This is a genomic window from Rhizobium sp. 62_C5_N11_2, from assembly GCF_051811185.1.
GTDB lineage: Bacteria > Pseudomonadota > Alphaproteobacteria > Rhizobiales > Rhizobiaceae > Rhizobium > Rhizobium leguminosarum.
On the sequence record NZ_JBPWPW010000001.1, the window covers coordinates 2,819,752 to 2,839,746 of the forward strand.

The 19,995-nt window shown below is 62.1% G+C and carries 18 protein-coding genes and 1 pseudogene; 5 read left to right on the forward strand and 14 right to left on the reverse strand.

The features are described 5' to 3' along the window. Positions 1 to 3 precede the first annotated feature (3 nt). Positions 4 to 312 carry an AzlD family protein gene (locus AB8B31_RS14225; RefSeq protein ID WP_018242840.1) on the forward strand — a complete coding sequence of 103 codons (309 nt, stop codon included), beginning with the start codon at positions 4 to 6 and terminating at the stop codon, positions 310 to 312. A 43-nt stretch (positions 313 to 355) separates the two neighbouring features. Here AB8B31_RS14225 and AB8B31_RS14230 read toward each other — a convergent pair whose 3' ends face one another. Further along, the gene (locus AB8B31_RS14230) at positions 356 to 2,191 is read right to left on the reverse strand and encodes an aminopeptidase P family protein (protein WP_130652760.1); all 1,836 of its coding nucleotides are present in this window, start codon (positions 2,189 to 2,191) and stop codon (positions 356 to 358) included. Between the two features lie 279 nt (positions 2,192 to 2,470). Between AB8B31_RS14230 and AB8B31_RS14235 the strand changes: the two genes are divergently transcribed. Then, complete coding sequence (locus tag AB8B31_RS14235) at positions 2,471 to 2,644, forward strand: hypothetical protein (protein WP_012758267.1); 174 nt, start codon at positions 2,471 to 2,473, stop codon at positions 2,642 to 2,644. Between the two features lie 259 nt (positions 2,645 to 2,903). On the opposite strand, the gene AB8B31_RS14240 is transcribed toward AB8B31_RS14235, so the two are convergent. Together AB8B31_RS14240 and AB8B31_RS14245 are read right to left on the reverse strand one after the other, a co-directional pair. Continuing rightward, positions 2,904 to 3,782 (reverse strand): 50S ribosomal protein L11 methyltransferase, encoded by an 879-nt coding sequence (locus AB8B31_RS14240; RefSeq protein ID WP_130652761.1) that lies wholly within the window; start codon positions 3,780 to 3,782, stop codon positions 2,904 to 2,906. A gap of 68 nt (positions 3,783 to 3,850) precedes the next feature. Then, positions 3,851 to 4,453 carry an SCO family protein gene (locus AB8B31_RS14245; protein ID WP_026188469.1) on the reverse strand — a complete coding sequence of 201 codons (603 nt, stop codon included), beginning with the start codon at positions 4,451 to 4,453 and terminating at the stop codon, positions 3,851 to 3,853. Positions 4,454 to 4,937: 484 nt separating this feature from the next. Here AB8B31_RS14245 and AB8B31_RS14250 point away from each other — a divergent pair. Together AB8B31_RS14250 and AB8B31_RS14255 are read left to right on the forward strand one after the other, a co-directional pair. Next, a pseudogene (locus AB8B31_RS14250) lies at positions 4,938 to 5,315 on the forward strand (methyl-accepting chemotaxis protein); the annotation flags it as partial. 2 nt (positions 5,316 to 5,317) lie between these two features. Further along, complete coding sequence (locus tag AB8B31_RS14255; protein ID WP_017965084.1) at positions 5,318 to 5,785, forward strand: chemotaxis protein CheW; 468 nt, start codon at positions 5,318 to 5,320, stop codon at positions 5,783 to 5,785. A 110-nt stretch (positions 5,786 to 5,895) separates the two neighbouring features. On the opposite strand, the gene AB8B31_RS14260 is transcribed toward AB8B31_RS14255, so the two are convergent. Further along, on the reverse strand, positions 5,896 to 6,390 hold the full coding sequence (locus AB8B31_RS14260; RefSeq protein ID WP_130652762.1) for a CreA family protein: 495 nt from the start codon (positions 6,388 to 6,390) through the stop codon (positions 5,896 to 5,898). Positions 6,391 to 6,466: 76 nt separating this feature from the next. Further along, positions 6,467 to 7,057, reverse strand: a complete 591-nt coding sequence (locus AB8B31_RS14265; protein WP_028732831.1) for a 3'-5' exonuclease — start codon at positions 7,055 to 7,057, stop codon at positions 6,467 to 6,469. Between the two features lie 283 nt (positions 7,058 to 7,340). Between AB8B31_RS14265 and AB8B31_RS14270 the strand changes: the two genes are divergently transcribed. Further along, entirely contained in the window at positions 7,341 to 7,877 is a 537-nt protein-coding gene (locus AB8B31_RS14270; RefSeq protein ID WP_130652763.1) for a GNAT family N-acetyltransferase, read from the forward strand. 31 nt (positions 7,878 to 7,908) lie between these two features. On the opposite strand, the gene ligA is transcribed toward AB8B31_RS14270, so the two are convergent. The 9 genes from ligA to AB8B31_RS14315 all read right to left on the reverse strand — a co-directional run bounded on the left by ligA (position 7,909) and on the right by AB8B31_RS14315 (position 19,756). Further along, on the reverse strand, positions 7,909 to 10,065 hold the full coding sequence (gene ligA / locus AB8B31_RS14275; protein WP_130652764.1) for an NAD-dependent DNA ligase LigA: 2,157 nt from the start codon (positions 10,063 to 10,065) through the stop codon (positions 7,909 to 7,911). A gap of 110 nt (positions 10,066 to 10,175) precedes the next feature. Next, the gene (locus AB8B31_RS14280; RefSeq protein ID WP_113542719.1) at positions 10,176 to 10,703 is read right to left on the reverse strand and encodes a DUF6886 family protein; all 528 of its coding nucleotides are present in this window, start codon (positions 10,701 to 10,703) and stop codon (positions 10,176 to 10,178) included. Positions 10,704 to 10,783: 80 nt separating this feature from the next. Further along, complete coding sequence (gene recN / locus AB8B31_RS14285) at positions 10,784 to 12,457, reverse strand: DNA repair protein RecN (RefSeq protein WP_130652765.1); 1,674 nt, start codon at positions 12,455 to 12,457, stop codon at positions 10,784 to 10,786. Between the two features lie 5 nt (positions 12,458 to 12,462). Then, complete coding sequence (locus tag AB8B31_RS14290) at positions 12,463 to 13,332, reverse strand: outer membrane protein assembly factor BamD (protein ID WP_018242851.1); 870 nt, start codon at positions 13,330 to 13,332, stop codon at positions 12,463 to 12,465. A gap of 257 nt (positions 13,333 to 13,589) precedes the next feature. Then, positions 13,590 to 14,546, reverse strand: a complete 957-nt coding sequence (gene lpxC, locus AB8B31_RS14295; RefSeq protein WP_018446543.1) for a UDP-3-O-acyl-N-acetylglucosamine deacetylase — start codon at positions 14,544 to 14,546, stop codon at positions 13,590 to 13,592. A 261-nt stretch (positions 14,547 to 14,807) separates the two neighbouring features. Then, entirely contained in the window at positions 14,808 to 16,526 is a 1,719-nt protein-coding gene (gene ftsZ, locus AB8B31_RS14300) for a cell division protein FtsZ (RefSeq protein WP_105006763.1), read from the reverse strand. Positions 16,527 to 16,581: 55 nt separating this feature from the next. Further along, the gene (gene ftsA / locus AB8B31_RS14305) at positions 16,582 to 17,913 is read right to left on the reverse strand and encodes a cell division protein FtsA (RefSeq protein ID WP_003561012.1); all 1,332 of its coding nucleotides are present in this window, start codon (positions 17,911 to 17,913) and stop codon (positions 16,582 to 16,584) included. Continuing rightward, the gene (locus AB8B31_RS14310; protein ID WP_130652766.1) at positions 17,910 to 18,842 is read right to left on the reverse strand and encodes a cell division protein FtsQ/DivIB; all 933 of its coding nucleotides are present in this window, start codon (positions 18,840 to 18,842) and stop codon (positions 17,910 to 17,912) included. The genes ftsA and AB8B31_RS14310 overlap by 4 nt, the downstream gene beginning before the upstream one ends. Further along, positions 18,830 to 19,756 (reverse strand): D-alanine--D-alanine ligase, encoded by a 927-nt coding sequence (locus AB8B31_RS14315; protein WP_018242855.1) that lies wholly within the window; start codon positions 19,754 to 19,756, stop codon positions 18,830 to 18,832. The genes AB8B31_RS14310 and AB8B31_RS14315 overlap by 13 nt, the downstream gene beginning before the upstream one ends. Positions 19,757 to 19,995: the final 239 nt, after the last annotated feature.

Genomic DNA, 19,995 nt, shown 5'->3' on the forward strand with positions numbered 1-19,995 from the left:
GCCATGGAATTCGATCTTCACATGGCGCTCGTCATCCTCGCCGCAGCAGCTGCCACCTTCGCCACCCGAATCGGCGGATATATCCTCATCACCCGCATGAAGAGCATTCCGCCGCGCATGGAGGCGGCGCTGAATGCCGTGCCGGCCGCCGTGCTGACGACGCTGGTTGCACCCGCCTTCTTCATCGGCGGCTGGGAATCGAAGCTGGCGCTGATCGTCGCCCTCTTCATCGGCTTGCGCTTCACCCACACATGGATGCTGGTCGCCGCCTGGATCGTCGTGATGATCTGGCGCCATGCCGGCGGGTTCTGAGCACCGGCCCGGGGCCGGCGCCGAGACATCTTAGTATTCCAGCTTAGTATTCCAGCGGCAGCGTCGCGTTTTCGAGCCACGCCCTGACATTGTGATCATGGATGAGCGGCATCAGCGCCTCGCAGGTGCGGCGATGATAGTCGTTGAACCAGTGCAGTTCGTCATGGGTCAGCAGCTCGGGAATGACGAGGCTGCGGTCGATCGGGCAGAAAGTCAGCGTCTCGAATCCGAGCATAGGCGCATCGCCGCCCTCGATCTCTTCGGCCCCGCGCACGTAGATCAGGTTCTCGATGCGGATGCCGAAGCTGCCGGGCCGGTAATAGCCCGGCTCGTTTGAAAGGATCATGCCGGGCAGCAGTTCCTGCGTCGAAAGCCTGGAGATGCGCTGCGGCCCCTCATGCACCGAAAGATAGGAGCCGACGCCGTGGCCTGTGCCGTGAGCGAAATCGGCGCCGGCCCGCCACAGCGCGATGCGCGCCAGCGGATCGAGATCGCAGCCGCGCGTGCCCTTAGGGAAACGCGCGGTGCTGATGTCTATCATCCCTTTCAGCACCAGCGTGAAGAAGCGCCGATGCTCTTCCGCCACCGCGCCGATGCCGACGGTGCGGGTGATGTCGGTCGTACCGTTGATATATTGCGCGCCGGAATCGATCAGGAACAGTTCGCCGGCCTCGATCATCCGGTTGGTCTCGGTCGTCACACGGTAATGCATGATCGCCGCATGTTCGCCGGCTCCCGAAATCGTGTCGAAGGAAATGTCCTTCAGCGGGTTCTGCATGCTCTGGCCGACGCGGGCGCGCGCCGCTTCGAGATGCTCGGCAGCAGCGATCTCGCTGACCGTGCCGGGTTTTGTCTGCGACAGCCAATAGAGGAACTCCACCATCGCCGCACCGTCCTGCAGATGCGCGGCGGCCGAGCCGTTGATCTCGACGTCATTCTTCACTGCGCGCGGCAACTTGGCGGGATCGGCGCCCTCCACCACTTCGCCGCCCGCCTTGCGGATGATCTCCGCCAGCGCATAGGAGGCGACATCAGGGTCGATCAGCACGCGGCCGCCATCCCTCGAAACGGCAGCCAACCTCTCCTCCAGCGCCGAGGGCGGCAGCTGCGTGCAGATCTGCGCGAGATAGGCCTCCGGCTCGATGCCGGTCTTGCGCTTGTCGAGGAAGATCTCGGCCCGGCCGTCAGCATGGATGATGGCGCGCGCCAGCGGATGCGGCGTGTGCGGCACGTCGGCGCCGCGGATATTGAAGGTCCAGGCGACAGAAGAGGGATCGGCGATCAACACCGCCGCAAGATTCTTCTTCGAAAGATCGGCGGCGATCGTCGCGATCTTCTCTCTCGCCAGCACGCCGGCCTGCGCGACGTTCTGGATGCTGACCGCGCCGAGCGGCTCGGCCGGCCGGTCGCTCCAAAGCCTGTCGAGCGGATTGTGCGGCAGGAAGACCAGCGTGCCGCCGATCTGCGAAAGGGCTCTTTCCAGCCGGCGCACCTCGGCACCCGCATGCAGCCAGGGGTCGATGCCGAGCCGCAGGCCGTTGCTGCCGTTTGCCGCAAGCCAGACATGCGGCGGCTCGTTGACGAGATCGCCGCCAGAAAAGACCGAACCGTCGACCTGTTCGGCAAGCTGCGTCACATAGCGCCCGTCGACGAAGACGATCGCCTGCGTGCGCAGGATGAGCGCAATGCCTGCGGAACCGGTAAAGCCCGTCAGCCACGCGAGACGCTCGGAACCTGCAGGAACATATTCGCCGTTGAACTCGTCGGCGCGCGGCACGAGGAAGGCGTCGATGCCGAGCGTATCGAAACCGGCCCGCAGCGCCGATACACGATCCCTGCCGAATTGCGGCGTGGAGGTAACCTCGAAAGACTGGAACATGCTGGAAACCCGAATGATTGAGACGAATCCGGTTAATGGGATGCTGGCCATGTTAGCGAAATTTCAACCGATGGGGAGAAAAAGCGACCAAACGAGTCGAAACCTCTGGGGCCGCTCAACATTTTGACAGAACTGTGACGCCAAAAGTTAATTTGGCACGCTTTATGCATTGGCCGCATGGCTCCCATGAGCGAAACCCTCTGCCTCCGCATTTCAGAATAGCTATATAGGCGTCATCGAACGGTTCGCGATGAACCTGCAAACAAAGGAATTCTTGAAATGACCGCCTCTCTCTCGCGCTTCGCATATAGCAGCCCGGTGCAGGCTGGCGAACGCCAGACCGTGCGTCACGTGATCGGCGCCCGCCGCCCGCAGAACGAGGACAGCCTCAAGCTGCTCGGCGCCGGCCAGCGGGCCACGCGCCACAAGGGTGCCCTCAGCTACGCGTTCTAAGCCTGGAAGCCAGTCCGTCTCCTCCCTCCCGGACCGGCCTATTGGAATGCAGTAGAGCCCGCTCGAGCGCTCCTCCCCTTGAGCTCGCGGGCATTGACCGGATAGACCGGTCCAAGGCGGTGCCATCGGCACCGCCTTTTTCTTTTGCCGTTTCCGGATGCGACGCATGCCCAAACCGTGCAGCAGTTTGGGGATGACGACATTGCATAAAAACAAGGATCTAACCGCGTCGCATGAATCAAATTCTATGCGACGCGCATTAGGGTCGGTCGAAGTGGATGGTCACCCAGCCGTTGCGCCAGATGGTTCTGACATGGCGAAGCCTCGCGCCGCTATAGGCGGCGATCACCTTCCAGCGTTGCCCGGCAAGGATGCCGGAGAGAATGACCGATCCGCCAGGCGCAAGATGCGCCGCAAGCTTCGGTGCCATGCGGATCAGCGGCCGGGCGAGAATGTTGGCGATGATGAGATCGAAGGGACCGTGCTCGGAAAAGGCCGTCGAATGAAAGCCCGGCGCGGTCCTGGTGACGATGCCCGAGGCAATGCCGTTGCGGCGCACGTTTTCGGCCGCCACCTTCGTCGCGATCGGATCGATGTCGGTCGCAAGCACTGGTATGTTCCTGAGCTTGCGCACCGCAATCGCCAGCACGCCGCTGCCGGTGCCGAGATCGAGCGCGTTGCGGACCGGGCGCGAGCGCACCACGGCATCGATCACCTCGAGGCAGCCCGCCGTCGTGCCGTGATGACCGGTACCGAAGGCCTGGCCGGCATCGATCTCGATGGCGATGTCGCCGGAGCGAATCTTGTCGCGGTCATGCGAACCATGCACCAGGAAGCGCCCTGCCCTGACGGGCTTCAGTCCCTCCAGCGATTTCACCACCCAGTCGACATCCGGGATGACTTCCCGCTGCAACCGGGCATCAGGGAAAGAGGTCCTCAATGCCTCCTCGACGCGGGAATGCACCTCCGCCTCGTCCTCGGCCATCATATAGATCGAGGCTTCCCAGATATCCTTCTTCTCATCGATCTCGGTGGTGCCGATGGCAAAGTCTTCTTCACCGAAGACCGCACTCAGAAGGTCGAGGATCTGTTCGGCCTTGCTTTCGGTCGTCGTCACGTAAAGGCGGATTTCACTCACGATAGGCGGTCTTTCCCGTTTCCGTTGCCCGCCATCGGTCGAGCCAACGCCCCATCACGCTGAAACCATCACCCCTTGCTGACGAGATTCTCCAGCTTCTTTACCGCCGTGTCCGGGTTTTCGCCATAGGCGATCGTTCCGGAAAAGCGCCCGGCCGAATCGAGCAAGAAGACCGAAGCGGTGTGATCCATCGTATAGTCGCCGTTCGGATCCTTCTCGTCGACTGGCACCTTCTTGGCGTAGACGCGGAACCCCTTGATAACCTCGGCGATCTTGTCAGGCGCGCCGGAAATGCCGGTGATGCGCTTGGAAACGTTGGAGACGTATTCGTTCATGATCTCGGGCGTGTCGCGCTCCGGATCGACGGTCACGAAATAGGCCTGCAGCTTGTCGCCCTTCGGATCGACCTTCTCCATCCAGCCGTTCAGCTCGAAAAGCGTCGTCGGGCATACTTCCGGGCAATGGGTGAAGCCGAAAAACAGCGCCGTCGGCTTGCCGCGCAGCGCCTGCTCGGTGATCGGCTGCCCGCTTTGGGAGACCAGGGTGAAGGGAACGCCGAAGGGAGCCTCCGCCACCACATTCCCCGATCTGTTGAGATAGTACGTGAACCCGCCAAGAAACCCGGCAAGTATCAGGACACCGATCCAGACGGCGATGCGGAATGTCTTCATTGGCATGATCCTCGATCCAGGCGGATATGTACCGCCCGCCCCTTGCCCCGCGTGATTATAGTCTCGACCGAACGGGCGCAATTCAACAATATGTTTTCTAACCCGCGATCGATTGTCTCACCGGAGACGACGCCGTGCCCTCGGTCGGATCGGCTAAAAATCGAAAGCAACACGTTTTGATGATGTGTTCTCAGCCGAACAAGCAGTTTCGAGATAGATATCGTTAGCAAAGGCTTAAGTCGTTGTATCTATATTAGCAATCGCGTGCGGCGCTCTTCTGCCGTTCTGACATGATGTCTGCCGCGTGGCGAAAACCCCGGACTCCGCATGAGGGAAGACAAACACGAATCCGAGCGGTTTTCGGAAGGGGTATTTCGTGACCAACTCAGCGGCGCGCAAGAGCCTGTCGGCCAGCCAGCGGCTTTCGACGCTCGACGGCGCGGCGTTTCCAGGTTTCGGAACAATGATCGGCGCCGGCTGGTACGAAGCGCTTCGCCAGATCGGCGAAGATGTTTTGCGCATCCATGAACATGTTAAATCAATCGTAACCTCTGCGCGCGAACAATCCGTGGGACTGAACGAAATCAATACATCCATCAGCCAGATGGATCAGGTCACGCAGACGAACGCCGTAGACCATAGGCTCGGCATCGACGCCGCAAACCTGATGCAACTGGTCATGCAGTTCAAGACTGGCGAGGGCATGAGCGCCCGGCAAACGCCGCGAGAGGGACCTGCCGCCTCGCATTCGAGACAATCACCCGCGCGCAGCCTGATCGGTAAAATCGCGGTCGCATTCAACGGCGGCACTGCCGCCAAAGTCATCGCTTCTCCCGTCGGGGACAACTGGGAAGAATTCTGACCATGAACAACAACGCCATCAAGCAGTCGGGCGCTTATCTCGAAATCGTTTCGTTCCACCTGGGCGACCAGGAGTTCTGCATCGACATCATGGCCATCCGCGAAATCCGCGGCTGGGCGCCGGTGACGCCGATGCCGCACACCCCGCCCTATGTGCTGGGTCTCATCAACCTGCGCGGTGCGGTGATCCCCGTCATCGACATGGCCTGCCGCCTCGGCATGAAGATGACCGAGCCCTCCGAGCGCTCGGCGATCATCGTCACCGACATTGCGGGCAAGCTGGTCGGTCTGCTGGTCGAGCAGGTTTCCGACATGATGACCATCAAGAGCGAAGATCTGCAGCCGCCGCCGGAAATCATCCCGGAAGCCCAGCGCGCCTTCTGCCGCGGCATCGTCGCGCTCGAAAAGACCATGGTCTGCTTCTTGAATCTCGACACGGTCATTGCCGACGAACTGACGCAGGCCGCCTGAGGGCTATCCATATCTGGAATTCGAAGGCCCGGCTCGTCCGGGCCTTTTTGATTTTGCAATGAGAGAAAAAGGGAAGCAGCGCTCTTTCCAAATATCTCACAGCAGAAGCTCTATTGCGGCTTCCCATTCTTCCAGACAACGTTCTGCCCATAGAGCGGAATGGTCGAGATCGACATCTTCGCCGAGCCGTCGGTCAGTTCGCGCGAATGGGCGAGATAGATCAGCGTGTCGTTCGTCTTATCGTAGATGCGGTTGACGACCAGCGTCTTCCAGATCAGCGACATGCCCTGGCGGAACACCTCGCTGCCATCCTTGGACAGATCGATACTACCGATCTCGATCGGCCCGGTCTGCCGGCAGGCGATGGAATTATTGGACGGGTCCTCGAACCAGTTGCCGTTCTTGAACCGGTCGATCAAGCTGCGATCGAAATAGGTGACGTGACAGGTGATGCCCTTGACCTCAGGGTCGGAGACCGCCTCGACAATGATGTCGTTGCCGATCCAGTCGACCCCGACCTTGCCGACGACTTCGGCTGAGGCAGCGCCTGCGGAAAGGACGGCGAAGGAAAAGGCGGCGAGGAGAAGATTGCGCAGTCTGGACATGGCGGCTCCCTGAATAATCCGCATTTTAGATAAGCATGCACCCATGCTTTGCAAGAAATGGGGCTCGTGGAAGGAATCAGCCTTTCCGGCAGGTACAGGGCTCGTAGGCCCGCGCAGTCAGCCGGCCGGGCCTCATGCCGATCAGCGCCGGTATCGCGTGAACGGCGTTGGCCTTGACGGCTTTCGCCATCTCGATCGCCGCGGCCGCGCAGACCACAGCATCCTCGGCAGCGTTGTGGTGCACGAAACGCAGGCCGAGATGCTCGGCGATCAGGTTCAAACGGTGCGAGAGGAAATGCGGCCAGATTCGTTGCGCCATCTTCAGGCTGCAGAGATAGGTAAGCTCCGGATAGGATTGCCGGTAGAGATCGAGGCTCGCCCGCCAGACGCTGAAATCGAAGGAAGCATTGTGCGCGATCATCGTCGCGCCGCGAAAATCCTCCTCGAACTCGTCCATCACCTCGGGAAACTCGGGCGCGTCCTCGACATGCTCCGGCCGGATGCCATGGATTGCGATGTTCATCCCGGAAAAGCGCATCTCCCGCGGTCGGATCAGTCGCTCTTCGACGCGCGTGACCCTGCCCTCCTCGATCCAGGCAAGGCCGACGGAACAGGCGCTGCCGCGCTGTTCGTTCGCCGTCTCGAAGTCAATCGCGATGGTCTTCAAATCAGCAACCCGAATCGTTTCTTCAGGAACAGGAATACCGCCCCGCTTCCGGCCGCGCAAATTCGACACGACGCATGGTTGACTTTTTAACCCCCATATCGAAACTTGCCGCCATGATCAGTTCCGTGACCATGGCAGCGCTTATCCATCACACCACGACCCTTGAAGGGTACGCGGGAGCGATGGCGCGTTAGCAGCGATCCGATCATCATCCCGAAACCCTGCCGAGGCGAGCAGGGTTTTCGGAAACCGGCTCTCCTCCTGACACCGATGGAGAGCATGAATGTCCGAAAACGAAGAGAATGAACCTCGCGGCCGAGCGCGCCTGCCGGATGGCGTCCTGGTGCGCGCCGTCCGCCTGTCCGATGCGGAGGAGATCACGGATCTCATAAATCTGCCGGGCTATAGGGCCGGCACCTTGAGGCCGCCCTACCAGCGGGTCGAGGAGGTTCGCAAGCACATGGAAATCCCGTCGCCAGGCGCGCTCAACCTCGTCGTCACCCAAAATGGCAAGATCGTCGGCAATGGCGGCCTCAACCGCCTCTCCGGCCGTCGGCAGCACGTCGCCAGTATCGGCATGGGCGTGCATGACGATTTCACCGGCCGCGGCTTCGGACGGATCCTGCTCGGCGCGATGGTCGACGCCGCCGACGACTGGCTTGATATCAAACGGCTGGAACTGACCGTCTACACCGACAACGATGTCGCCATCGGCCTCTACCGGAAATTCGGCTTCGAACGGGAAGGCCTGCTAAGGGCCTTCGGCTTTCGATCCGGGGAGTATGTCGACGCCTATGGGATGGCGCGGCTCAGGCTATGAGAAAACGGGCTGGCGGCTTGCCGTCAGCCCCTCACCCGCTGATCAGTGCCAGCCATTCGTCCTCGTCCATCGTCTGCACGCCAAGCTCGCGTGCCTTGTCGAGCTTGGAGCCAGCACCTGGGCCGGCGACGACGATGTCGGTCTTCTTGGAGACCGATCCCGCCACCTTGGCGCCGAGGCTCTCCGCCCTCGCCTTCGCCTCGTCGCGGGTAAACTTTTCCAGCGAGCCGGTGAAAACCACGGTCTTGCCGGCGACCGGGCTGCCTGTCGTCACCGGCTGCTCGGCCTCCTCGGGCGTCACCTCCTCGATAAGCCGGGTGATCACCTCGACATTGCGCGGCTCCTTGTAGAATTCGACGATAGCCCGCGCCACGACCTCGCCGATGCCCTCGATGGCGTTGAGATCGTTCCAGGCGTCGCCGGCAAGCGTCTCGGCCTCCCGCATCGCCGTCTCAAAGGCGGCATAGGTGCCATAGGAGCGCGCCAGCAGCTTCGCCGTGGTCTCGCCGACGTGACGGATGCCGAGCGCGTAGATGAAGCGGTGGAGCGCAATGCTGCGCCGTTCGTTGATCGCCGCATAGAGCTTGCCGACGCTGACCTTGCCGAAACCGTCAATATTCTCCAGCTTGGTCAGCGATTGCTGCTGGCGCTTCTCCAGCGTGAAGATATCGGGCGCGGTGCGGATCTGCAGCGACGCGTCGTCGTTTTCGAAGAAGAAGTCGATCTGCTTCGAACCGAGCCCTTCAATATCGAAAGCGTTGCGCGAAACGAAGTGCTTCAAATGCTCCGTCGCCTGCGCCCGGCAGATGAAGCCACCGGTGCAGCGGCGCACCGAATCCATCTTGCCGGTCTTCTCGTTGACCTCGCGCACGGCATGCGAACCGCAGACCGGGCATGTCTTCGGGAATTCGTATGGCCGGGCGTCGGCCGCGCGTTTTTCCATCACCACATCGAGGATCTGCGGAATGACGTCGCCGGCGCGCTGAACGATGACGGTATCGCCCTCACGGATATCGTGTTCCTCCGGTCGGATGCGCTCGCCGCTATTGCCGATGCCCTTGATGTAATCCTCGTTGTGCAGCGTCGCATTGGTGACGACGACGCCGCCAACCGTAATCGGCTTCAGCCGCGCCACCGGCGTCAGCGCCCCGGTGCGACCGACCTGAATCTCGACCTTTTCGACCTCGGTGAAGGCCTGCTCCGCCGGAAACTTGTGCGCCGTCGCCCAGCGCGGCGAACGCGAGCGGAAGCCAAGACGAGCCTGCAGCTCGAGACTGTCGACCTTATAGACGACGCCGTCGATGTCGTAGTCGAGATCCGGGCGCTCGAGGCCGATCTCGTCATAATGCGCCAGGATGTCGGCGACCGAGTTCAATCGCTTCATCAGCGGATTGACGGGAAAACCCCAGTCCTTGAAGGTCTGCACCATACCGAACTGTGTGTCGGCGGGCATCTCCGACATCTCGCCCCAGGCATAAGCGAAGAATTTCAGCTTGCGGCTCGCCGTCACCTTGGCGTCGAGTTGGCGCAACGATCCGGCCGCGGTGTTGCGCGGATTGACATAGGTCTGCTTGCCCTCCGCCTCCATCTGCCGGTTCAGCGCCAGGAAATCGCTCTTGGCCATATAGACTTCACCGCGGATCTCCACGACCGCGGGCGCGCCCTTCGGCAGCTCGTTGGGGATCTCGGCGATGGTCCGGATGTTGGCGGTGACGTTCTCCCCCGTCGTGCCGTCGCCACGCGTTGCAGCCGTCACCAGCCTGCCATTCTCGTAACGGATCGACATCGAAAGACCGTCGATCTTCGGCTCGGCGGTAAAGGCGATCGACTGGTCGGGCAGCCGGCCGAGGAAGCGATAGACGCCGGCGACGAAATCCTGCACGTCCTCCTGCGAGAAAGTGTTGTCGAGCGACAGCATCGGCCGCGCGTGGATGACGGGCGAGAAGGTGACGGAGGGCGCTGCACCGACATGCCGCGATGGGCTGTCTTCGCGGATCAACTCGGGAAAGCGCGCCTCGAGCGCATCATTGCGGCGCTTCAGCGCGTCGTAATCGGCATCCGAAATCTCCGGCTGGTCCTTGCCGTGGTAGAGCGCATCGTGATGCGCGATCTCCTTTGCCAGCCGTTCAAGCTCGGCGGCAGCCTCTTCGATCGTCAACGTGTCGACGGCGGAACCTTCGGTGGACATGGAACATCACTCCAGAGAATCTGGTCAGAAATCTGGATTGTTTTTAGAGCAAAATTTCTGGATGAAAAGGGAGACCACATATCCTGCGAAAGGAAGGTCGGTTGCCCGGCCTATTCCCAATCCCTGGCATTGCGCAGCCGGATGCCGCTGACATGCAGGCCGGTGTTCCGGAGGCTCTTCAACGGCTGCAGGCTATCGACCACCCTGAGCTCCACCCCGCGCGGCGCAAACTCCCGGTCGAGCCGCGAGATGGCGGTGCGCTCGGTGGGAACAACGCGTCTGCGGGCCACCCACATGCCCGCATCATCCAGATCCTCGAAATTGTCAGCCGGAAGCTCGTAGCGATGGATCGTCTCTGTCGAGAGCCTTTCCAACCAATGGCGCTCGACATAGGCCGCGCCCCGGTAATCCCCGAGCCAGCGCCGCCGCTCGGCCTCCCGCGTCTCGGGTGTCGCCCAGATCAGGATCCGCGGGCAGTCGCGCGGATAGAGATACATGAAGTCATGATCGGCATCGATCGCCCAGACCAGCGGACCGTTCAGCCATTCCCGGCCGGTCGGGCGAATCGAGGGAGTGCGGACCGGGCGCGGTTCGAACACGGCAATATCGGGATTATCGCTGAAATGGAAAAGGCGCATGGCAAGGGATCGCCTCTGATCGGGGATATTGCGCATAACGCGAAGCGGAACGCTTGTCACCGCTCGCCGTCGCTTGGCGATCAGCCGTTGCCGGCAAGCAGCCGCTTCGCCGCCGCCCTCGCCTCTTCGGTGACCGAAGCCCCGGCCAGCATACGGGCGATCTCCTCGGTACGGTCCTTCTGCGCCATCGTCGCGACGCGGGTGGCGATCTTTTCCGAACCGTCGGCCACCGGCCCCTTGGAGATTAAGAGATGCGTCGCAGCCCGTGCCGCGACCTGCGGCGCATGCGTAACCGACAGCACCTGCACCCGCTCCGACAGCCGCTTCAGCCGCTGGCCGATCGCATCGGCCACAGCACCGCCGACGCCGGTATCGATTTCGTCGAAGACCAGCGTCGGGGCCGATCCGCGATCGGCGAGCGCCACCTTCAGCGCCAGCAGGAAACGCGAGAGTTCGCCGCCCGAAGCGACTTTCATGATCGAGCCCGGCCGCGTGCCCGGATTGGTCTGGACATGGAACTCGACGACGTCGATGCCTTCGGCCGCCGCCTCCCCCGCATCCGTGCTGATCTCGACCATGAAACGGGCCCGTTCGAGCTTCAGCGCCGGCAGCTCGGCCATGACAGCCCCGGCCAGTGCGGTGCCGGCATGATGGCGCTTGTCGGACAGTGAGCGCGCCGCTGCATCGTAATTTTCCCGCGCGAGGCCAACCTCGGCTTCGAGCCGCGCAAGCCGCTCCTCGCCCGCGTCGAGATCGGCAAGATCGGCGATCATGCGCACGGCAAGCGCCGGCAGTTCGGTGACGGGAACGGAATATTTGCGCGAGGCGGCCCTGAGCGCGAAAAGCCGCTCCTCCACCCGCTCCAGCTCTCTCGGATCGTATTCGGTCTTGCGGAGTGCCGCCTCGACTTCCATCTGCGCGTTGGAAAGCTGATCGAGCGCGGCATCGAGCAGCGTCACGGTGTCTTCGAGCAGTCCCGGCGCCTCATGGCTCTTACGCTCCAGCCGGCGCACCAGCGAGGCGATATGGGGCACCGGCGAGGCATTGCCGTTCAGGAATTCGGACGCCTCGGCGATATCGCCGGCGATTCGCTCGGCCTTCATCATCTTCTGCCGGCGATCGGCGAGCTCTTCCTCCTCGCCATCCTGCGGCGAGAGCTTCTCGAGTTCCTCGACCGACGAGCGCAGGTAGTCGGCTTCGCGCGCCGCGCTTTCCACCTTCTCCCGGTGCTTCTTCAGCGTCCGCTCGCTGTCGCGCCACAGCCGATAGAGCCTGGAGACCTCTGAAACCTCGTCGGTGAGGCCGGCGAAGGCATCGAGCAGGGTGCGGTGGGCATTGGTGTCGACAAGGGCGCGATCGTCGTGCTGTCCATGGATTTCGACCAGCATCTGCCCGGCCTGGCGCATCAGCTGCACGCTGACCGGCTGGTCGTTGACATAGGCTTTGGTGCGCCCGTCCGCCGATTGCTGGCGGCGGAAAATCAGGTCGCCCTCGTCGTCGATGCCATTTTCACGCAGGAGTATGCGGGCGCCGTGTTCCATGCCGACGTCGAACACCGCCGTCACCTGGCCCTTATCCTCGCCGTGGCGCACCAGGTCGCCGTCGCCGCGCCCACCGAGCGCCAACGACAGGCTGTCGAGCAGGATGGATTTGCCCGCCCCGGTCTCGCCCGTCAGCACGGAGAGGCCGGTCTCGAAGGCAAGATCCAGCCGCTCGATCAGGACGATATCGCGGATCGAAAGCTGGATCAGCATTGGCCTCAGGAACCGAGAAGAAGTTTCTTGCCCGCTGCTGCGATCCACGAGCCCTTGTTTTCACGCGGCTCGGCACCGCCGCTCTGCAGCAGCTTGTAGGAATCAGCATACCACTGGCTGTCGGGGTAATTGTGACCGAGAACGGCAGCGGCTGTCTGCGCCTCGTCGACGATGCCCATGGAATAATAAGCTTCGACGAGACGCGCTAAGGCCTCTTCGATCTGGTTCGTATTCGGATATTTCTCGACGACGATGCGGAAGCGCGAGATCGCGGCGAGATATTCCTTCCGCTCCATGTAGTAGCGGCCGATCTGCATTTCCTTGCCGGCGAGCTGGTCGCGCGCGAAGCGAATCTTGGCCTGTGCATCGTCGACATATTCGGAGTTCGGATAATTGTCGATGACGGCCTGCATCGCCTCGATCGTCTTGGCCGAGGCGCGCTGGTCCTGCGTCACGTCGACGATCTGCTTGGAATAGGTGAGACCGATGAGATACTGCACATAGGCAGCATCCTGGGACTTCGGATATTGCGACATGTAGCGGTTGCCCGATGCAAGCGCGTCGTCCAAACGGCCTTGGCGGTATTTGACGAAGGTGCTCATCACAAGCGCTTTGCGCGCCCATTCGGAGAACGGGTTCTCGCGGTCGATCGCGTCGAACTTGCGCGCCGCTTCCGCCATGTTGCCGGCCTTCATATTGGCAAGACCCTGGGTGTAGAGCACGTCAGGCGGATCGGTTTCGAGACCGAGCTTGGTGATGTCGATGTCGGGATCCGACTGGCAACCGGAGATCGAGGCGCCTGCGCTGAGCACCAGAAGCGATGCGAACAAAGCGCGCGCTGTCTTCATCATACCTTCAGATCCTGCATAACCCATTCGAAAGAACCCCACTGCTGCCGCTCTCTCCACGGCAGCCACGCCTCGCTGGCGTTTCTAGCCACAAATGTGCATCAAGAGCAACGCAATGATAAGGCATTAACGCATTTTTGTGGCAGCAGCCGCAGAATGATCGGCTTTTCAACTTCTTCCCGACCTGTGGCGGCCAAGCATCGGTTTATTGCCGCAGATATGGCCGGACATAAAAAAAACGCCTCCGGGAAAGAGGCGGCCTGGTCTTGAGAATATGCTGGAGGTCATGCCGACCAGGGAGCGAATTCCGAAGCGCTGACTGCAATCAGTTCGCGGGCAGCGACACGCTGGCGCGGCGTCGACGTCTCCACAACCTCGTAGGCGGAAGGATCGGCGAGCAGCGCCTTCAGCGCATTGGCATTCATCTTGTGACCGCCGCGATAGGAACGGTAGCAACCGATGAACTGGACACCGGCAAGCGACAGATCGCCGACGGCATCGAGCGTCTTGTGGCGGACGAATTCATCCTTGGCGTAACGCAGCCCTTCGACGTTGATGACGGTGTTGTCGTCCGAGATGACGACGGAATTTTCAAGCGAGGAGCCGAGCGCATGGCCCGACGCCCAGAGGCGCTCGACATCGCGCATGAACCCGAAGGTGCGGGCGCGGGAAAGCTCGGCCTTGAAGACGGCGGCGGTCATGTCACCGGCCCACTTCTGCCGGCCGATCAGCGGGCAGTCGAAATCGATCTCGACTTCGAAGCGCGTACCGTCATAGGGGCGGAATTCGCTCCAGGAGCCGCCATGCTCGATCCGCACCGGCTTGGTGATACGGATATAGCGGCGCTTGACGCCGAGCGAGACGAGACCGACCTGCTCGATCGCCTCAACGAAGGGCAGCGAGCTGCCATCCATGATCGGCATTTCGGAGCCCTGCACTTCGATCACCACATTGTCGAGGCCGAGCGCATAGACGGCGGCCATGACATGCTCGATCGTCGCGACCGAATGGGCGGGAGAGAAGCCGAGGACTGTGCAGAGGTCGGTATTGCCGACCTGCGAGGAGACGGCCTTCAGTTCGGTGATGTCGCCATTGTCATGCAGGCGCTGGAAAATGACGCCGGTGTCCGATTCGGCCGGGTTCAGGGTGATCGAGACGTTAGCGCCCGAATGCACCCCGATGCCCGAAAGCGTCACCGGACGCGATACCGTCGTTTGAAAACCCAGCAAGCCAATTGCCATAAATTCTGCCTTTATTCTTCCGTACCGGCGGTCTGTCCGATCGGCACGGTCATCGTTCATTCTGCACAAGGAGCCTGTCGAAAGGTCTCCTAGTGCAGTTTCCTTGCACCATACTTACGTGCGCCGGCGCTCCAATCCAAATCACTGTTTCTTTCGCTTTGTTACGAAGTCACGCAATTGAAATTGCTCGCGAATCACGGGCTGAAAAACAGCAATGCCCGGGACCTTGATCCCGGGCATGAACGGTGCCGAAGCACGCACTCAATTCGACTGGCGACGCAGGAATGCCGGGATTTCCAGCTGGTCGTCTTCCTGCATCATCCGGGCCTGCGGAACTGCCCGGCCCTGGTCGTCGAGATTGCCGCGACGCGGTGCGTAGAGGCTTGCCTCAGGCGACAGCGGACGGCGTTGCTGCGAAGCGGCCGGCGGTGCGGCGGTCATATCGGCGGCAACGGCGTCGTCGTCGCGGCGGCCAAGCGAATTGGTGATTCGCTTGAGCAGGCCCATCGGACCGCGCTCCTCCGCCGCATGCGCGGAAGCCGGCTGCGTGCGGTGGTCGAGTTCGGCCTGGACGACCGGCGGGAAATCCTCGACCTTCGGCATGCGCACCGGTTCGGGCGCCTGGCGGATGGTCGGCTCCTGCCGGACCGGCTGCTGCTGAACCGGCTGGCTTATGACAGGCTGGCTCATGACGGGCGCCGGAGCCTGCTGCTGCACCGGGGCCGGACGCATTGCCGGAGCTTCCGGTGCAGGCGCGAAGATCTTGCTCTGCGGACGGAAGGTTTCCTGCTGTACTACGGGCTGCTGCAGCGGTGCGGCAGCACGCGGGGCCGGAATTTCGAGCTCGCGTTCCATCTCGGCTTCGCGGATGGTCTGCGCGATCGGATCCATGGCCTTCGGTGCCTGCATCACGGGGGCAGGCTGAACTGCGGCCGCTGCCGGAGCAACAGCCGCGGAGGGACGGATAGCGGGCCTTGCTGCCGGCTGGAGGTTCCGCTCGGCGGCTTCGTTCATCGCCCGGTCGATGCCGGTTGCGACGACCGAGACACGGATGATGCCTTCGAGCGATTCGTCGAAGGTGGCGCCGAGGATGATGTTGGCGTCAGGATCGACTTCCTCGCGGATGCGGGTCGCGGCTTCGTCGACTTCGAAGAGGGTGAGGTCGCGACCGCCGGTGATGGAGATCAGCAGGCCTTGGGCGCCCTTCATCGAGGTTTCGTCGAGCAGCGGGTTGGCAATCGCAGCCTCTGCTGCCTGCAGCGCTCGGCCGGAGCCGGAGGCTTCGCCGGTGCCCATCATCGCGCGGCCCATTTCGCGCATCACCGAGCGGACGTCGGCGAAGTCGAGGTTGATCAGGCCTTCCTTAACCATCAGGTCGGTGATGCAGGCAACGCCCGAATAGAGAACCTGGTCGGCCATGGCGAAGGCATCAGCGAAGGTCGTCTTGTCGTTGGCAATGCGGAAGAGGTTCTGGTTCGGAATGACGATCAGCGTATCGACAGACTTCTGCAGTTCCTGGATGCCCATCTCGGCCAGACGCATGCGGCGCCCGCCTTCGAAATGGAACGGCTTGGTGACGACGCCGACCGTCAGGATGCCCTTGTTGCGGGCCGCCTGCGCGACAACGGGCGCAGCGCCCGTGCCGGTGCCGCCGCCCATGCCGGCGGTGACGAAGCACATATGCGTGCCGTTCAGGTGATCGACGATCTCGTCGATGCACTCCTCGGCGGCCGCGCGGCCGACTTCCGGCTGCGAGCCGGCACCGAGGCCTTCGGTGACGTTGACGCCGAGCTGGATGATGCGCTCAGCCTTCGTCATCGTCAGCGCCTGCGCATCCGTGTTGGCGACGACGAAGTCGACGCCCTGGAGGCCGGCGGTGATCATGTTGTTGACGGCATTGCCGCCACCGCCGCCAACGCCGAACACGGTGATGCGCGGCTTCAGCTCTGTGATGTCAGGCTTTTGCAGCTTGATGGTCATGGTACCTGTTCCTTCTCTCTCTGGCCGCATCGCCACGCCGGCCAATTACTCAATTTCAGAAACTTTCCTTCAGCCACTGGCCCATGCGGGCTATGCGGCTGTTATTTCCTCCAAGCGACATGAGCAGACCGCTCTGTGACGCATGTGTCTCCATGTCCGCGACCTGCGGATAAATCATCAGGCCGACGGCCGTCGAAAAGGCCGGACCCTTGGCAGCCGTCGGCAGCCCCGAGACGCCCATCGGACGGCCGATGCGGACGTTGCGGGCAAGGATGCGCCGCGCCACGTCGGCAAGGCCGGTCAACTGGCTCGCCCCGCCGGTCAGCACGACACGCTTGCCGACGATCGGGCTGAAGCCTGAGCGCTGGATACGGTCGCGGATCAGTTCCATTGTCTCCTCGATTCGCGCCGATACGATGCGCGAAACCAGTGCCCGCGGCACCTGCGACGGCTGGTCGCGATCGTCCTCGCCGATCGGCGGGATCGAGATCAGCTCGCGCTCGTCGGAGGAATTCGAAAGCGCCGAGGCATGCACGACCTTCAGCCGCTCCGCATCCTCGATGCGGGTCGAAAGGCCGCGCGCCAGATCGGTGGTGACGTGATGGCCGCCGAGGCCGACGGCGTCCGTATGAACGAGCTTGCCTTCGGCAAAGACCGAGATCGTCGTCGTGCCGCCGCCCATGTCGATCGCCGCGCAGCCGAGTTCGACCTCGTCGTCGACGAGAGCTGCAAGACCCGATGCATAGGGCGTGGCGACGATGCCCTCGACCGACAGATGCGCACGATTGACGCTGAGTTCGAGGTTCTTCAGCGCCGAGCGCTCCGCCGTCACCACATGCATGTCGACGCCGAGCGCATCGCCATACATCGCCAGCGGATCGCGGATGCCGCGCTCGCCGTCGAGCGAGAAGCCGGTCGCCAGCGAATGCAGCACCGAACGGTCCTGGCGCAGCGACTGCTGGCAAGCGGCCGACAGCACCTTCTTCAGATCGTTGAGCTCTACTTCCTGGCCGCCGAGATCGATCGTCGCGGTGTAGATGTCGCTGCCGAGCCGGCCAGCCGTCAGGTTGACGATCAGGCTCTCGACGGTCAGTCCCGCCATGCGCTCCGCCGCGTCGACTGCAAGGCGGATGACGCCTTCCAGCGCGTCGAGATCGGCAATCACGCCGGTCTTGATGCCGCGGGAACGCTGGTGGCCGATGCCGATGATCTCGATATTGTGCGTGCGACCCGGCAGGATCTGGCTTTCCTCGCGCGGCGTCAGCCGGCCGATCATGCAGACGACCTTGGTCGAGCCGATGTCGAGCACCGAAACGACATGTGACCGCTTCGACGAAAGCGGCTTCAGGCGCGGCAATCCGAAATGGGATGAACCGAACAAGCTCATATATTTTGCCCCGCCTTCTTCAATTCTTTCATACGCTCCGTCACTGCCGTCTGCCTGCGGACCGCCGCCTCCGGCGTCAGCTGGATGGCGGTTCTGTCGGACAGTCGGAGATCGACTGCGGCAATGTCCCGCTCCAGGAGTTGGTGCTCCTTGTCGAACTTCGAAAGCGTCGCCAGTGCCTGGTCGATGCCATCTTCCGGCAGCTTGACGACGACGCCATTGTCCATGTGCAGGTCCCAGCGACGGCCTGATATCCAGACATAGGCCTTCACGCGGGCCTTCACGTCGGGCCACTTCGAGAAGGCGTCGTCGAGCGAAGCCGCCGCCGTTTCGGCATCGCGGCCGACGACGAGCGGCAGCGCCGAAAACTTGTTGTCGCGCAGCGGTGCAATGACGCTGCCGTTCTTCTCGATCAGGGAAAGCTCCTGCCCGTGCTGCCAGATCGCATAGGCCTGGCGCTCCTTGAGCTTCACCTCGATCGTTTTCGGATAGATCTTGCGGACCTCGACACTTTCGACCCAGGGAAGATGCGCGATCTTCCGGCGGGCGGCATCGACGTCGAGGGCCACCAGCGAGGTCGTGCCGTCAAGGCCGATCAGCTGCAGGATCTCGATTTCGGAGGTCTCCGAATTGCCGGAGACCTTGACGTCCTCGATCGCAAAACCCGCCGCCGTCGTCGTCGCCTGCGCGACAGCTTCGGTGTGGCCGCCAAGCGACATACCGTAAAACCCCGTCGCAGCCAGGAAGGCGAGCGCCGAGACCGTACCCGTATGAACAGGAATATGGATACGGCCGCTGCAGAGGCTGATCAGGAAGCGCGTGACGCGGCGCAGTGGACGCGGCAGCACGAACCGCTCTTCGGCTTCCATGATCGGAAGCACGGCATGATGGCTGGGGCGCCCAATCCTCTTGACTGTCAACGCAAACAAGACGCGTCCTCCACCATCCACCGGAGAAACTGACCAAACGAATAGCCGGCATGACCGGCCATTTCGGGCACGAGCGAGGTTGGGGTCATACCTGGCTGGGTATTGACCTCCAGCCAGATGATTTCGCCGTCTTCGGAGAAACGATCGTCGTAACGAAAGTCGGACCGACTGACGCCGCGACAACCGATTGCCTGATGCGCCCTTAGGGACAATGTTTGTATTTTTTGGTAAATATTCGGTGAAATTTTCGCGGGGATGACGTGTTTTGAACCGCCCGCCGCATACTTGGAGTCGTAATCATAAAAATTGTGTCCCTGTGGCACCACTTCCGTGACGCCGAGCGGCGTTTCGCCCATGACACCGCAGGTGAGCTCGCGACCGTAAACATAGCGCTCGACGATCACCTCCTCGCCGTAACGCCACTCGGGCGAGCTGACGATCTGTGGCGGATGCGCCTGATCTTCCGTGACGATGACGACGCCGAAGCTCGACCCCTCGCGGACGGGCTTCACCACATAGGGCGGCTTCATCGGATGCGTCGAGGGAAAGGCGAAACGGTTGACCACCTGCGATTCGGCGACCGGAATGCCGGCGGCGGCAGCGACACGCTTCGCCTTGGCCTTGTCCATCGCCAGCGCCGAGGCAAGCACGCCCGAATGCGTATAGGGGATTTCGAGATATTCGAGGATGCCCTGAATGGTGCCGTCCTCGCCGAACGGGCCGTGAAGCGCATTGAAGACGACATCGGGCTTCAGCGCGGCAAGTTTCTCGGAAACGTCGCGCGCCACGTCGATGCGCGTCACGTCGAAGCCTTCCGCCTCGAGGGCTTCTGCGCAAGCCTTTCCCGAGGAAAGGCTGACGGGCCTTTCCGAGGAAAATCCGCCCATCAGGACAGCGACATGCTTGCGACTCATCAACACCCCCAAAAATAACTTTCATTTTCGAAATCGACGCTTGCGCGAAGCTGTCTGCGCCGTTTCAGGCCTTTGTCCGACCTGGGTGCATTAGAGCATCATTATGGTTAATGAAGTGTTTACTTTCGTTAACTCCATATTGCCGCGCCCATGATTTTTTAACCTTCGCGCCTTCGGGAGTGTCGGAGCGAAGGTGCCCATCGTTCCGTGGAAACAGAAAAGCCCGCGCGGAAAAACCG

Bases quoted from the DNA above. Each gene is read 5' to 3' on its own strand.
- AB8B31_RS14280 (WP_113542719.1), bottom strand. From the start codon at position 10,703: ATGCGCCTTTTCCATTTCAGCGATAATCCCGATATTGCCGTGTTCGAA.
- ftsZ (WP_105006763.1), bottom strand. From the start codon at position 16,526: ATGACCATCAAGCTGCAAAAGCCTGACATCACAGAGCTGAAGCCGCGC.
- AB8B31_RS14290 (WP_018242851.1), bottom strand. From the start codon at position 13,332: ATGGGTTATGCAGGATCTGAAGGTATGATGAAGACAGCGCGCGCTTTG.
- ligA (WP_130652764.1), bottom strand. From the start codon at position 10,065: ATGTCCACCGAAGGTTCCGCCGTCGACACGTTGACGATCGAAGAGGCT.
- AB8B31_RS14260 (WP_130652762.1), bottom strand. From the start codon at position 6,390: ATGTCCAGACTGCGCAATCTTCTCCTCGCCGCCTTTTCCTTCGCCGTC.
- AB8B31_RS14245 (WP_026188469.1), bottom strand. From the start codon at position 4,453: ATGAAGACATTCCGCATCGCCGTCTGGATCGGTGTCCTGATACTTGCC.
- AB8B31_RS14255 (WP_017965084.1), top strand. From the start codon at position 5,318: ATGAACAACAACGCCATCAAGCAGTCGGGCGCTTATCTCGAAATCGTT.
- lpxC (WP_018446543.1), bottom strand. From the start codon at position 14,546: ATGGCAATTGGCTTGCTGGGTTTTCAAACGACGGTATCGCGTCCGGTG.
- ftsA (WP_003561012.1), bottom strand. From the start codon at position 17,913: ATGAGCTTGTTCGGTTCATCCCATTTCGGATTGCCGCGCCTGAAGCCG.
- AB8B31_RS14225 (WP_018242840.1), top strand. From the start codon at position 4: ATGGAATTCGATCTTCACATGGCGCTCGTCATCCTCGCCGCAGCAGCT.
- AB8B31_RS14235 (WP_012758267.1), top strand. From the start codon at position 2,471: ATGACCGCCTCTCTCTCGCGCTTCGCATATAGCAGCCCGGTGCAGGCT.
- AB8B31_RS14230 (WP_130652760.1), bottom strand. From the start codon at position 2,191: ATGTTCCAGTCTTTCGAGGTTACCTCCACGCCGCAATTCGGCAGGGAT.
- recN (WP_130652765.1), bottom strand. From the start codon at position 12,457: ATGCTGATCCAGCTTTCGATCCGCGATATCGTCCTGATCGAGCGGCTG.
- AB8B31_RS14315 (WP_018242855.1), bottom strand. From the start codon at position 19,756: ATGAGTCGCAAGCATGTCGCTGTCCTGATGGGCGGATTTTCCTCGGAA.
- AB8B31_RS14270 (WP_130652763.1), top strand. From the start codon at position 7,341: ATGTCCGAAAACGAAGAGAATGAACCTCGCGGCCGAGCGCGCCTGCCG.